Below are 12389 nucleotides of genomic sequence, written 5' to 3'. Positions count from 1 at the left end.
GCTGATGACTCTCACCCGTACCGCAGAACGTCTCGACCTGGCCCCTGCATCGCCAGCCAATCCACCGATGATTGCCATCACCGGCCTGAACAAGTGGTACGGAAATTTTCATGCGCTGCGCGATGTCGACCTGAACGTCGCCGCGGGGGAAATCCTGGTGGTGTGCGGGCCCTCGGGCTCGGGCAAGTCGACGATGATTCGCTGCATCAACCATCTGGAGAATTTCCAGAAAGGCCAGATCAAGGTCAACGGCATCGTCCTCACCAGCGAAGCCGAAAGTGTCAGCGCCGTGCGCAGTGAAATCGGCATGGTGTTCCAGAGTTTCAACCTGTTCCCGCACCTCAGCGTGATGGACAACCTGACCCTGGCGCCGCAACTGGTGCAAGGCGTGTCGGCCCGCGAAGCGAAGAAGCGCGCGCAGGTGTACCTGGAGCGGGTGCGCATTGCCGAGCATGCCGACAAGTACCCGTCGCAATTGTCCGGCGGCCAGCAGCAGCGAGTGGCGATCGCCCGGGCGCTGTGCATGAATCCCAAAGTGATGCTGTTCGATGAACCGACCTCGGCCCTCGACCCGGAAATGGTCCATGAAGTACTCGACGTGATGGGCGAACTGGCCACCGACGGCATGACCATGATCTGCGTGACCCATGAAATGGGCTTTGCCAGCAAGGTCGCCGACCGCGTGCTGTTCATGGACCAGGGGCAGGTGATCGAACAGGCCACCCCGGCCGAGTTTTTCAATAACCCACAGACTGAACGTGCACAGAAATTCCTGTCGCAGATCATCGGTCACTGAAGACCGCTTCGCCCGCCATAACAATAACGAGACATGGAGATGGACATGGTCAGAAGTAAACGCGTACTCACCCTCGCCGCCGCAATGTCGCTGTTGTTTGTCGGCGCCGCCAATGCCGGTGCGGTGCTGGACAAGATCCAGAGCAGCAAGACGATGACGGTCGCCACGTCGGCCACCTGGCCGCCACAAGGTTTCATCAACGACAAGAATGAAATCGACGGCTTCGATATCGACGTCTCGAAAGAAATCGCCAAGCGCCTTGGGGTCGAGGTCAAGTTCATCACGCCCGATTGGGACGTGATAACCGCCGGCAGGTGGAACGGGCGCTGGGACATGTCCGTGGGCTCGATGACCGCTACCAAGAGTCGCGCGCGGATCCTCGACTTCCCCGGGACTTATTACTACGTGCCCTATGTCTTTGCCGTGCACGACAAGTCTACGGTCACGGACCACAAGGCCCTGAATGGCAAGACCATCGGCGTTGAAGGCGGCACCACTTCCGAGGACTTTCTCAACCAGGCACTGGCCATCGAAACCACCGATGTGCCGCCGGTGGTGTACGACGTCAAGACCGAAAAAATGAAGACCTACGCCGGCTCCGTCGGACCGCTGGACGATCTGCGTCTGGGCGATGGAGCTCGACTGGACGCCATCCTCACCCAGCGCAGCACCCTGGATGCGGCCGTTAAAAAAGGTTACCCGCTGCGCGCTGTGGATAACGCTGTCGCCTTCTACGAACCGCTGGCCGTGGCGACCGACAAGGGGGATCCGGAGTTGCAGGCGAAGCTCGGTACCATCATCGACGAAATGCACAAGGACGGTACGCTGTCGAAATTGTCGACCAAGTGGTACGGCGTCGATTACTCGACAGTCAAGTAACCCAACCATCCCTCTATCCCTGTGGGAACGGGCTTGCCCGCTCCCACAGGGATGAGTGGGTGTGTGAGTGGTCAACTATTTTCAAGGATCGACCCATGTCCTTCCCCAACACCTGGTACTCCCAAACCTCGCTGCCCCACGCGGCCAGGCCCGAACTCAATACCGATGAAAGCTGCGACGTGTGCATCATCGGTGCCGGCATCGCCGGCCTCACTGCAGCCCTGGAACTGACCCAACGGGGCAAACGGGTGATTCTGCTGGAGGCCCATCAGGTTGCCTGGGGCGCATCCGGACGCAATGGCGGCGTGGTCTCGCCTGGCTGGGCTGAAGGCTCGGGCGCCATTCGCAAAAAGCTCGGGCTGGATCAGGCCAAGGCACTGTTTCAGATGTCAGTCGAAGGCGTGCAGATCGTACGCAATAATATTGCCGAATTGGCGCTGCGCGGTTGCGAGCCGTCCTGCGGCACGATCCGGGTCAAGCGCTACGACGACGGCGCTGGCGTGAAGTCTCACATCGAGACGATGCGCCGCGACTTCGGCTACGAGCTCAACTACCTCGACACCGCGCAGATCCGCCAACGGGCTCACACCCAACGCTACTTCCAGGGTGTAGAAGACCCGAACGCCCTGCATTTTCACCCGCTCAATTATTGCCTGGGCCTGGCACTGGCGATTGAAGCGGCTGGCGGCAAGATCCACGAACAATCGAAGATGCTTGCCTGGCATCACGAAGGCGCGGACAAAGTGATCAACACGGCTAGCGGCAGTGTGCGCTGCCAGGATCTGGTGTTTTGCGCGGGCGGTTACGGTGGCCCGGAGCTGCAGAAGCTAAGCCGCGCCTACCTGCCGATCGCCACCTACGTGGTGCTGACCGAACACCTGGGTGATTCGATCAAATCCGTGCTCGATTCCGGCGCGGCGTTCTCCGACGACCGTCGGGCTTCGGATTATTACCGGGTAGTGGAAGGCGATCGCCTGCTGTGGGGCGGGCGCATCACCACGCGTAATGAACAGAACGAACAGGCCCTGGCAGCCATGCTCAAGGCGGATATGGTCTCGGTCTATCCACAGCTGGCCCCGGTAAAAATCGAACTGGCCTGGTCCGGCCTGATGGGCTATTCAACCAACAAGATGCCCAACCTTGGGCTCCTGGAACCGGGTGTCTGGGCCTGTACTTCATTTGCTGGGCACGGTTTGAATACCGGCTCGATCGGCGGCCGCGTCATCGCTGAAGCAGTGTGCGGGGAAAACCGGCGGTATGAGCTGTTCAAACCTTACTTGCTGGACTGGAACGGCGGGCCATTTGGGCGGGTGGCAGCTAATGCGATTTATCAGTCGTTGAAAGTGATGGATTACGTGCAAGAACGGTTTCGCGGTTAACCACGATACCTGTGTGGAAGGGGGCTTGCCCGCTCCCACACATAACTTGCGGCGCTAGTCAGAATGCCCAAAAAAAACCGGCCGAAGCCGGTTTTTTCATTTCAACGATCTCAGAACTTGGCGTTCTGCAGGTCGTCCAGGTAGCGCTCGGCGTCCAGTGCCGCCATGCAGCCGGCACCGGCGGAGGTGATCGCCTGGCGGTAGACATGGTCAGCCACGTCGCCAGCCGCGAAGATGCCTTCGAGGTTGGTAGCGGTAGCGTTGCCTTCACGGCCGCCCTGGATAACCAGGTAACCATCTTTCAAGGTCAGTTGGCCTTCGAACAGCGAGGTGTTCGGAGTGTGGCCGATAGCAATGAACACGCCGTCGACTTTCAGCTCGTCGAAGCTGCCGTCATTGTTCTTAAGGCGTGCACCGGTCACGCCCATGTTGTCGCCCAGTACTTCGTCGAGGGTCGAGTTCAGCTTCAGCACGATCTTGCCTTCGGCAACCCGCGCGTTCAGCTTGTCGATCAGGATCTTCTCGGCGCGGAAGGTTTCGCGACGGTGGACCAGGGTCACGGTGCTGGCGATGTTGGCCAGGTACAGCGCCTCCTCCACGGCAGTATTGCCACCACCCACTACCGCCACTGGCTTGTTGCGGTAGAAGAAACCGTCGCAAGTGGCGCAGGCCGAAACGCCCTTGCCCATGAACGCTTCTTCCGACGGCAGGCCCAGGTAACGAGCGCTGGCACCGGTGGCGATGATCAGGGCGTCGCAAGTGTAGGTGCCGCTGTCGCCGGTCAGGCTGTAAGGCTTGGAAGCAAAGTCCACGGCATTGATGTGATCGAAGACGATCTCGGTCTCAAAACGCTCGGCGTGCTCTTTCATGCGCTCCATCAACACCGGGCCGGTCAGGCCATGGACATCGCCCGGCCAGTTGTCGACTTCGGTGGTGGTGGTCAGTTGACCGCCGGCCTGCATGCCGGTGATCAGCAGTGGCTTGAGGTTGGCACGGGCGGCGTAGACCGCTGCGCTGTAACCGGCAGGGCCGGAACCGAGAATAATCACTCGCGAATGACGGACTTCAGACATGACCTGCTCCTGTTGACCGGCCGAAAATACTGGCGCGGAACGCCGGGTTGCCGGCGGGAATTAAAAAGGACCGTTGAAAGCACTTGGGGAAGGCTTTAGCTCGACAGTCCTGTAAAAAGAATGGGTGCAGCTTATCGAGGGGGCGAAGATTAAGGAAATACACAATAACAATCCAGCTCATAGCGGGTCTCTATCCGGTGCCACGACTAAATAGACTAATTTGTTAAAGCTGATGTCGACGTCGCCGCCGCGCTTTCGCCCTCCGGTCAAAGCCGGTAAGGTCGGCGCGTTTCCCCTTGCTCGGAGCCCCTTATGCCCGCCCCCGTACTCTCTGGCCCGCAATACCTGCGTGAAGGCCTCAAGCTGGTCCTGAGCCCCGGCCTGCGTTTATTCGTGCTGTTGCCGCTGATGATCAACCTGATACTGTTCGTCGGATTGATCTACCTGGCCAGCCATCAATTCAGCCTGTGGGTCGATACGCTGATGCCGTCCCTGCCCGAGTGGCTAAGTTTTCTCAGTTACATCCTATGGCCGATTTTCGTGGTGCTGGTGGTGTTGATGGTGTTTTTCACCTTCACCATGCTGGCCAACGTCATCGCGGCGCCCTTCAACGGCTTTCTCGCGGAAAAAGTCGAAGTGGTGGTGCGTGGCACCGACGACTTCCCGGCCTTCAGCTGGGGTGAGCTGATCGCCATGATCCCGCGCACCCTGGCCCGGGAAATGCGCAAGCTCGGCTACTTCCTGCCCCGGGCGCTTGGGCTGTTCATCCTGTCTTTCATTCCGGTGGTGAACATCATCGCCGCGCCGCTGTGGCTGTTGTTCGGAGTGTGGATGATGGCGATCCAGTACATCGACTACCCGGCGGATAACCACAAGCTGGGCTGGAACGAGATGCTTGCCTGGCTGCGCGAAAAGCGCTGGCAGAGCATGAGTTTTGGCGGGAGTGTCTACCTGGTGCTGCTGATTCCGGTGGTCAACATTCTGATGATGCCGGCGGCAGTCGCGGGCGCAACGTTATTCTGGGTGCGTGAACGTGGCGCGGAAAACCTGGTGACCCAGCGCTGACTGTTCACAAATCCATCATTTCTCCGTCACACCGACGACATGGCCCCAGCCGACACTGGGGTCATGACGACAGCTCTGCATATCACCCTGATCACCGAAACCTTCCCTCCCGAAATCAACGGCGTGGCCAATACTCTTGGCCGCTTGTGCGACGGCTTGCGCGCGCGCGGGCATCGCGTGGAGCTGGTGCGCCCCCGCCAGGAGGGAGACCAGCACATCGGTGGCGACGATGAGCTGCTGCTGTGCCGGGGCTGGCCGCTGCCGGGCTATCCGGGCTTACAGTGGGGGCAGTCGTCGATGCACAAATTGCTGCGGCGCTGGCAACGCCATCGTCCGGACGTGCTCTACATCGCTACCGAAGGGCCGCTGGGGTTGTCCGCGTTACGCGCGGCTCGTCGCCTGGGCATTGCGGTGGTCAGCGGGTTTCACACCAATTTCCAGCAGTACACCAGTCAGTACGGATTCGGTTTGCTGACCCGCCTGCTGACGCACTACCTGCGCTGGTTTCACAACCGTTCGAGACTGACGCTGGTGCCGAGTGCCAGCCAGCAACTGGAGCTGGAGCGTCGGCATTTCGAGCGGCTGGCATTGTTGTCCCGCGGGGTCGACAGCCAGTTGTTTCATCCGACCAGGCGCCTGCCTGCACTGCGTGAGCAGTGGGGCCTTGCCGAGCGCGACATTGCGGTGATCCATGTCGGTCGCCTGGCACCGGAGAAGAACCTGGGCCTGCTCAACCGTTGTTTCGATACGTTGAAGACGAGTTATCCACAGAAGAATCTGAAATTGATCGTGATTGGTGACGGCCCACAACGGGCTGCGCTCGAAAAGGAACTGCCCCAAGCGATCTTCTGCGGAGCCCTGCGCGGGGAAGTCCTGGCCAGTCACTATGCGTCGGGGGATGTGTTTCTATTCCCGAGCATGACCGAGACCTTCGGCAATGTAGTGCTGGAGGCGCTGGCTTCAGGCCTGGGCGTGGTGGCCTACGATCAGGCTGCAGCGGCCCAGCATATTCGCCATGGCTACAACGGAGTGCTGGCAATGCCAGGGGATGAAGATGCGTTTTGCGATGCGGCGGCGTGGTTGCTAGAGGAGCGAGAAACGTTGCGTTGCGTGCGGCTGAACGCCCGGCAACATGCCAGTCGCCAGGGCTGGCCGGCGATTATCGAGCAGTTTGAGGGGCAGTTGCGGGGGGCTTGTATTGGGGAGTCGGTGGTGCCGAATGCACCGACAGTGCCTTGAATTGTTTGTTGACCTTGAGGCCGTCTTCGCGGGCAAGCACGCTCCCACAGTGTTCTGGGGTGTTCACAGCTGGTGTGACCGCCACAAAACGTGTGGGAGCCGGCCTTGCCCGCGATGAGGCCCGACCAGACGCCGCTTAAACCAGCGTCATCAAGGCCTCACGACTGAACGGCAGGATGTCTTCCTCACGCCCGTCCCGTACCTTCTGCGCCCAGTCCGGATCCACCAGCAACGCACGCCCTACCGCCACCAGATCGAACTCATCATTGTTCAAGCGTTCCAGCAGATTTTCCAGGCTGGCTGGTTGCGCGATCTTGTCGGTGTTGACCATGAATTGCAGGAACTCGCCGTCCAGGCCGACGCTACCCACCGTGATGGTCGGCTTGCCAGTGAGTTTGCGGGTCCAGCCGGCCAGGTTCAGTTCGGAACCGTCGAACTCCGGCTCCCAGAAACGGCGCGTCGAGCAGTGGAAAATATCCACGCCGGCGTCGGACAGCGGCTGGAGAAATTCACCCAGCGCTTGCGGGGTCTGCACCAGACGGGCGGTGTAATCCTGCTGCTTCCACTGGGAGAAACGGAAGATGATCGGGAAGCCTTCGCCGACCGCCGACCGCACGGCTTGAATCAATTCGATGGCAAACCGCGAACGATTGGCCAGGCTGCCACCGTACTCGTCGGTGCGCTGATTGCAGCCTTCCCAGAAGAACTGATCGACCAGATAGCCGTGGGCCCCGTGTATTTCCACGCCGTCCATGCCGATGCTTTGCGCATCCTTGGCCGCCTGGGCGAATGCGGCGATGACGTCCTGAATGTCCTGTTTGGTCATGCCGTGAACCACGACCTGATCGTCCTTCACCTTTTCCGACGGACCATAGCCCGGCACGCTGGCGTCCGGCTCGGTGCCGATGCGCCGCACGCTGCCGACATGCCACAACTGAGGAACGATCTTGCCGCCTTCGGCGTGCACCGCATCTACCACCTTCTTCCAGCCGGCCAACGCGGCCTCACCGTAGAAGTGCGGCACGTTCGGGTAGCCATTAGAGGCCTGGTGCCCGACTGTGGTGCCTTCGGTAATGATCAGGCCGACGCCGGCGGCAGCGCGTCGACGGTAGTACTCGATCACCTTGGAATTGGGCACGCCGCCTGGAGAAAACGAGCGAGTCATGGGCGCCATGACGACGCGGGTCGGCAGTTCCAGGGTGCCGAGGTGGAACGGTTTGAACAGGGCTTTGACGGGCATGGGACGCTCCACGAGGGGTTGGCTTTATGACAACCATAATATGGAGCGTCTCGAGAGCTGAACAGTACTATTGATTTTGGTGATTAAGGATCAAAAAGCAAAGCAAACGATCTTCTAGCCCAGCGCTTTTTCGATCGCCTGGACCACAGAAGCATCATCCGGCGCCGTGCGCGGCGAGAACCGTGCCAGCACGCGCCCGTCCTTGCCCAGCAGGAATTTTTCGAAGTTCCAGGTAATGTCCCCGGGAAATTCAGCGCCCTCGCCCGCCAGCAGGCGGTACAACTGATGACGGTCATGCCCGTTCACTTCCAGCTTGCTGGACAACGGAAACGTCACGCCATAGTTCAGGCTGCAGAAGTCCTGGATCTCCTGCTCAGTCCCCGGCTCCTGTCCGGCAAACTGGTTGCACGGCAACCCAAGCACACTGAAACCCTTGTCCTTGTATTGCTGGTAAAGGTTCTCCAGCGCCGCATATTGGGGGGTAAGGCCACATTTGGAGGCAACGTTCACTACCAGTACGACGCGCCCCTTGAAAGGTGCCAGCGGTAGTTCCTGACCATCCAGGGCTGTCAATTTAAGGTCGTGAAAAGCACTCATGACGATCTCCACATTCCCGTGTTCTTCTCGAAACAGCTACCTGGCGGCGCTGCCATGGACAACCGCAGACTAAAAAAGGCGCCCTCGGGCGCCTCTCCAGTTCTCTGAGCTTAGCGCAGAAAATCAGTGGTGATGACCACCTTCGCCATGGACGTGACCATGGGCAACTTCTTCCTGGCTGGCGTCACGGATGTCGATGATCTTGACCTGGAAGTTCAGGCGCTGACCGGCCAACGGGTGGTTGCCGTCGACAGTCACGTCATCGCCGTCCAGATCGCGAATGGTGACGATCTGCATCTGGCCGTCCGGAGCGGAAGCGTGGAACTGCATGCCCACTTCCAGTTCGTCGACGCCTTCGAACATGCTGCGGCTCAAGGTGCTGACCAGTTCGGCAGCGTATTCGCCGTAAGCGTCTTCAGGTTCAACAGCGACGGTCAGTTCATCACCAACTGCCTTGCCTTCCAGGGCTTTTTCCAGACCTGGGATGATGTTGCCTGCGCCTTGCAGGTAAACCAGCGGCGCGCCGCCGGCGGAGCTGTCGATGACCTCACCAGCGTCGTTGGTCAGGGTATAGTCGATGGAGACAGCCTTATTGGCGGCGATCAGCATGGGGCGAGACCTTTTGCAGAAGAATTTAGAAAGGCCAAGTTTAGCGAAGCAATCGCCCGAAAGCGAACACAACCCGGACAGACGGATGACGATGCAAGACTCGACGGTCACCGGTTTCCACCAGGACGAAGACGGGCATTGGGTTGTCGAGCTTTCCTGCGGCCACACCCAGCACCTGCGTCACCAGCCGCCGTGGCAATCCCGGGCCTGGGTCATGGACCCGGCGCAGCGTATTGAAAAAATAGGCCAGCCCTTTGCTTGCGGTTGGTGCGCACAAGGCTCGGTTAGCGATAACCTTGGCGACTGAAATTCGGTAGAGCGTCACTGATAGATGCTCACCCCTGCGCTCCCTTAGAGAATCCGCATGCAAACTTTTTTTATCGCGCCCACCGATTTTGGTGTGGGTCTGACCTCCATCAGCCTCGGGCTGGTGCGTACCCTTGAGCGGGCCGGTCTCAAGGTCGGCTTTTTCAAACCTATCGCCCAACCGCACCCGGGCGACACCGGGCCTGAGCGCTCCACCGAACTGGTGGCGCGCACCCATGGCCTCAAACCGCCCCAGCCCCTGGGCCTGGCCCACGTCGAGCGCATGCTGGGCGACGGCCAGCTCGATGAGTTGCTCGAAGAAATCATCACGCTCTATCAGCAGGCAGCCATTGGCAAGGACGTGCTGATCGTCGAAGGCATGGTCCCGACGCGCAGTGCCAGCTACGCCGCCCGGGTCAATCTGCACCTGGCCAAGAGCCTGGACGCCGACGTGATCCTGGTCTCGGCGCCGGAAAACGAAGTGCTCACCGAACTGTCCGGCCGCGTCGAATTGCAGGCACAGTTGTTTGGTGGCCCGAAAGACCCGAAAGTCCTCGGCGTGATCCTCAACAAGGTCAAGACCGATGAAAGCATGGAAGTCTTCGCCTCGCGCCTGAAGGAACATTCGCCGTTACTGCGCAGCGGTGATTTCAAACTGCTTGGCTGCATCCCGTTTCAGCCGGAACTCAATGCGCCGCGCACCCGCGACGTCGCCGACCTGATGGGCGCGCAGATTCTCAACGCCGGGGACTACGAAACCCGGCGCATGAGCAAAATCATCATCTGCGCCCGCACCATGCGCAACACTGTGGAGCTGCTCAAGCCCGGCGTTCTCGTGGTGACCCCGGGCGACCGCGATGACATCATCCTCGCCGTCAGCCTCGCCGCCATGAACGGCGTGCCGCTGGCCGGCCTGCTGCTGACCAGCGACACCCTGCCCGACCCGCGCATCATGGACCTGTGCCGCGGCGCCTTGCAGGCGGGCCTGCCTGTGTTGTCGGTGAGCACCGGTTCCTACGACACCGCCAACCAGCTGAACGGCCTGAACAAGGAGATCCCGATCGACGACCGCGAGCGCGCGGAGATCATCACCGACTTCGTCGCCAGCCACCTCGACGCCAACTGGCTGCACCAGCGCTGCGGTACTCCGCGGGAAATGCGCCTGTCGCCGGCGGTGTTCCGTTATCAACTGATCCAACGCGCCCAGGCCGCGAACAAGCGCATCGTGTTGCCCGAGGGCAGCGAGCCGTTGACCGTGCAGGCGGCTGCCATCTGCCAGGCACGCGGCATCGCCCGCTGCGTGTTGCTGGCCAAGCCCGCAGATGTCGAAGCCGTGGCCCGTGCGCACGATATCGAGCTGCCGCCCGGGCTGGAAATTCTCGACCCTGACCTGATCCGCGAGCGCTATGTCGAGCCGATGGTCGCGCTGCGTAAAAGCAAAAGCCTCAACGCGCCGATGGCCGAGCAGCAGCTGGAAGACACCGTGGTGATCGGCACCATGATGCTGGCGCTGGACGAGGTCGACGGCCTGGTGTCCGGGGTCATTCACTCCACCGCCAACACCATCCGCCCGGCCCTGCAGCTGATCAAGACCGCACCGGGCTGCACCCTGGTGTCCTCGGTGTTTTTCATGCTGTTCCCCGAAGAAGTGCTGGTCTACGGCGACTGCGTGATGAACCCGCACCCGAGCGCCAGCGAACTGGCCGAGATCGCCCTGCAAAGTGCCGACTCGGCGGCGGCTTTCGGCATCACTCCACGGGTGGCGATGATCAGCTATTCCAGCGGCGAATCCGCCAGCGGCGAAGAAGTCGAAAAAGTCCGCGAAGCGACATTGCTCGCCCACGAACAGCAGCACTCGCTGCTGATCGACGGCCCCCTGCAATACGACGCCGCCGCCAACGAAACCGTGGCCCGGCAACTGGCGCCGAACAGCCAGGTGGCCGGTCGCGCCACGGTGTTCGTGTTCCCCGACCTGAACACCGGCAACACCACGCACAAAGCCGTGCAACGCAGCGCCGACTGCGTCAGCCTCGGGCCAATGCTGCAAGGCCTGCGCAAACCGGTGAACGACCTGCCGCGCGGCGCGCAAGTCGACGACATCGTCTACACCATCGCGTTGACCGCGATCCAAGCCGCCAACCGACCTATGGATCTTTAAATGCTGGATTTTCTGCCTGCCGCTGTGCGCGGCGTGATTGCCTCGATTCTGCTCGCGCTCAATACCATCCTGCTGTGCTCGTTCCTGTTCTGCGTGGCAATCTTCAAGGTGCTGCCGTTCGCCATCACCCAGCGTTTCACGCGCTGGCTGATGAGCCACACCCACGAAGCCTGGATCAGCAACAACAAGGCCTGGATGAACCTGGTCTGCCGCACCCGCTGGCACCTCAGCGGCCTGGAAGGCCTGGACTACCAGCACTCCTACCTGATCACCAGTAACCACCAGAGCTGGGTCGACATCATGGTGCTGCAATACGTACTCAACCGCCGCATCCAGCCGCTGAAGTTCTTTCTCAAGCAGGAACTGATCTGGGTCCCGGTGATCGGCCTCGCATGGTGGGCCCTGGGCTTCCCGTTCATGAAACGCTACTCCAAGGCGTACCTGGAAAAGCACCCGGAGAAGAAAGGCAAAGACCTGGAAACTACGCGCAAGACCTGCGCGAAATTTCGCAATCATGCAGTGGGGATGTTCAACTTCGCTGAGGGCACGCGCTTTACCGAGGGTAAACATGCGCAGCAAAAATCACCGTTTAAATACCTGCTGAAACCCAAGGCTGGTGGCATTGCGTTTGTGCTGGATGCGATGGGTGAGCAGCTGGAGTCGATCGTTAATGTGACGATTCATTATCCTGGGGGGAGACCGGGGTATTGGGATTTGCTCTGCGGGAATGTCGCGGACGTGGTGGTGCACTTCCAGGAATTGAAGATTCCGCCGGAGTTTATCGGCAAGAATTATGAGCAGGATGGGGAGTACCGGCTGCAGTTTCAGGGGTGGATTAATCAGTTGTGGCTGGATAAGGATGCGTTGTTGGGGCAGATGCATCGGGAGTATCCATCCAGAATTTGAGGCACCTGTACCGTCCCCATCGCGGGCAAGCCCGCTCCCACAAAGTTTTGTGACGGGCACTTCTACTGTATACGACTCAAATCCTGTGGGAGCGGGCTTGCCCGCGAAGGCGGCCGACCAGACACAAAAAAACCCGCCGATG

Annotated in this window: 12 protein-coding genes; 8 read left to right on the top strand and 4 right to left on the bottom strand. The window is 60.4% G+C overall.

Features of this window, described 5'->3' with window-relative positions:
• Positions 1-4: 4 nt before the first annotated feature.
• The 3 genes from L9059_RS10685 to L9059_RS10675 all read left to right on the top strand — a co-directional run bounded on the left by L9059_RS10685 (position 5) and on the right by L9059_RS10675 (position 3054).
• Positions 5-796 (top strand): amino acid ABC transporter ATP-binding protein, encoded by a 792-nt coding sequence (locus tag L9059_RS10685; RefSeq protein ID WP_428480255.1) that lies wholly within the window; start codon positions 5-7, stop codon positions 794-796.
• 45 nt (positions 797-841) lie between these two features.
• Positions 842-1675: a transporter substrate-binding domain-containing protein gene (locus tag L9059_RS10680; RefSeq protein WP_247290696.1), complete on the top strand. Its 834-nt coding sequence runs from the start codon at positions 842-844 to the stop codon at positions 1673-1675.
• Positions 1676-1770: 95 nt separating this feature from the next.
• Positions 1771-3054: an NAD(P)/FAD-dependent oxidoreductase gene (locus L9059_RS10675; RefSeq protein ID WP_247290695.1), complete on the top strand. Its 1284-nt coding sequence runs from the start codon at positions 1771-1773 to the stop codon at positions 3052-3054.
• Between the two features lie 110 nt (positions 3055-3164).
• Here L9059_RS10675 and trxB read toward each other — a convergent pair whose 3' ends face one another.
• Positions 3165-4127 (bottom strand): thioredoxin-disulfide reductase, encoded by a 963-nt coding sequence (gene trxB, locus L9059_RS10670; protein ID WP_247290693.1) that lies wholly within the window; start codon positions 4125-4127, stop codon positions 3165-3167.
• A gap of 312 nt (positions 4128-4439) precedes the next feature.
• Between trxB and cysZ the strand changes: the two genes are divergently transcribed.
• Both cysZ and L9059_RS10660 read left to right on the top strand, forming a co-directional pair.
• Positions 4440-5192, top strand: coding sequence for a sulfate transporter CysZ (gene cysZ, locus L9059_RS10665; RefSeq protein ID WP_247290691.1), 753 nt, complete (start codon positions 4440-4442; stop codon positions 5190-5192).
• A gap of 39 nt (positions 5193-5231) precedes the next feature.
• Positions 5232-6431, top strand: coding sequence for a glycosyltransferase family 4 protein (locus L9059_RS10660; RefSeq protein ID WP_247290689.1), 1200 nt, complete (start codon positions 5232-5234; stop codon positions 6429-6431).
• 136 nt (positions 6432-6567) lie between these two features.
• Here the strand turns inward: L9059_RS10660 and L9059_RS10655 are convergent, their stop codons facing one another.
• The 3 genes from L9059_RS10655 to L9059_RS10645 all read right to left on the bottom strand — a co-directional run bounded on the left by L9059_RS10655 (position 6568) and on the right by L9059_RS10645 (position 8877).
• Entirely contained in the window at positions 6568-7671 is a 1104-nt protein-coding gene (locus L9059_RS10655; protein ID WP_247290686.1) for an NADH:flavin oxidoreductase, read from the bottom strand.
• Positions 7672-7785: 114 nt separating this feature from the next.
• Positions 7786-8268 carry a glutathione peroxidase gene (locus L9059_RS10650; RefSeq protein WP_247290684.1) on the bottom strand — a complete coding sequence of 161 codons (483 nt, stop codon included), beginning with the start codon at positions 8266-8268 and terminating at the stop codon, positions 7786-7788.
• A gap of 123 nt (positions 8269-8391) precedes the next feature.
• A complete protein-coding gene (locus tag L9059_RS10645) occupies positions 8392-8877 on the bottom strand; it encodes an FKBP-type peptidyl-prolyl cis-trans isomerase (protein ID WP_045061434.1) in 486 nt (161 codons plus the stop codon).
• On the opposite strand from L9059_RS10645, the gene L9059_RS10640 reads away from it, so the two are divergent.
• The 3 genes from L9059_RS10640 to L9059_RS10630 are packed head-to-tail and all read left to right on the top strand — an operon-like array spanning position 8846 to position 12247.
• Complete coding sequence (locus L9059_RS10640; RefSeq protein ID WP_247290682.1) at positions 8846-9184, top strand: DUF3565 domain-containing protein; 339 nt, start codon at positions 8846-8848, stop codon at positions 9182-9184. The two genes, L9059_RS10645 and L9059_RS10640, sit on opposite strands and share 32 nt — an antisense overlap.
• Before the next feature lie 57 nt (positions 9185-9241).
• Positions 9242-11341: a phosphate acetyltransferase gene (pta, locus tag L9059_RS10635; RefSeq protein ID WP_247290681.1), complete on the top strand. Its 2100-nt coding sequence runs from the start codon at positions 9242-9244 to the stop codon at positions 11339-11341.
• Positions 11342-12247: a 1-acylglycerol-3-phosphate O-acyltransferase, YihG family gene (locus L9059_RS10630; RefSeq protein ID WP_247290680.1), complete on the top strand. Its 906-nt coding sequence runs from the start codon at positions 11342-11344 to the stop codon at positions 12245-12247.
• Positions 12248-12389: the final 142 nt, after the last annotated feature.

It is taken from the genome of Pseudomonas violetae, from assembly GCF_023072615.1.
GTDB classification, from domain to species: domain Bacteria; phylum Pseudomonadota; class Gammaproteobacteria; order Pseudomonadales; family Pseudomonadaceae; genus Aquipseudomonas; species Aquipseudomonas violetae.
Note: the sequence above shows the minus strand (reverse complement) of the source record. Positions and strands in the feature narration are given on the sequence as shown.